Raw genomic sequence first — 961 nt, forward strand, 5'->3', positions numbered from 1 at the left:
GGCCGACGCCGGCCGCGTCCGCGCCCTGCTTGGCGGACTTGTCCTTGAATTGGGTCATCCGCATGGCCTCGCCCATGCCGGTCATGCAGGTCAGCACCCACGCCAGCTGCGCGTGCTCGGGCACCTGGGACTGGACGAACAGTGTGGAGCGCTCGGGGTCGATGCCGCCGGCGATGAACTGCGCGGCGGCCACCCGCGTGCGCTCCGCGAGCGCGGCCGGGTCCTGCGGCACGGTGATGGCGTGCAGGTCGGGGATGAAGAAGAACGCCTCGAAGTCGGCCTGGGTGCGCTCCCAGTTCACGAGGGCGCCGAGGTAGTTGCCCAGGTGGAGGGAGTCCGCCGAGGGCTGCATGCCGGAGAGCACGCGGTGCCGGGCCGACGCGCCGGGCAGGTGGGCCGTGGCGGCGGCGTCCTGGGCCAGGACGTCCTGGACGGAGTTCTTCTTCATGGTCATCTCAGCCTCGGGTCTCTCCTGCACGGTCAGAACTGGTAGTCGACCACGAGGGGGGCGTGGTCGGAGAAGCGGGTGCCCCAGCTCGGGGCGCGGTCCACGACGGCGGCCGTCGCCCGCTCGGCCAGGCCCGCGGTCGCCATGTGGTAGTCGATGCGCCACCCGGCGTCGTTGTCGAAGGCCTTGCCGCGCATGGACCACCACGTGTACGGGCCCGGCACCGGCCCGGCGAGGGCGCGGTGCACGTCCGTGAAGCCGAGCTCGCCGAAGAACCGGTCGAAGTAGGCGCGCTCCTCGGGCAGGAAGCCGGCCTTCTTCACGTTGCCCTTCCAGTTCTTGATGTCCAGCTCGGTGTGGCCCACGTTGAGGTCGCCCGTGACGAGGGCGTGCCCCTCCCCCGCGGCCAGCTCGGAGAGGCGGCGGACCATCTCGTCGAGGAACCGGTACTTGTCCTCCTGCTTCGGGGTGTCGACCTCGCCCGAGTGCACGTACGCGGAGACCACGGTCAGC

Annotated in this window: 1 protein-coding gene and 1 pseudogene; both read right to left on the reverse strand. The window is 71.1% G+C overall.

Annotated elements, in window-relative coordinates:
• Positions 1 to 391: pseudogene (locus tag AB0N07_RS50770) on the reverse strand (tryptophan--tRNA ligase); the annotation flags it as partial.
• Positions 392 to 480: 89 nt separating this feature from the next.
• A partial coding sequence (locus AB0N07_RS50775) for an exodeoxyribonuclease III (RefSeq protein ID WP_365847763.1) occupies positions 481 to 961 on the reverse strand: 481 nt, incomplete at its 5' end.

The organism is Streptomyces sp. NPDC051172 (genome assembly GCF_040682555.1).
In the GTDB taxonomy this organism is placed as follows: domain Bacteria; phylum Actinomycetota; class Actinomycetes; order Streptomycetales; family Streptomycetaceae; genus Streptomyces.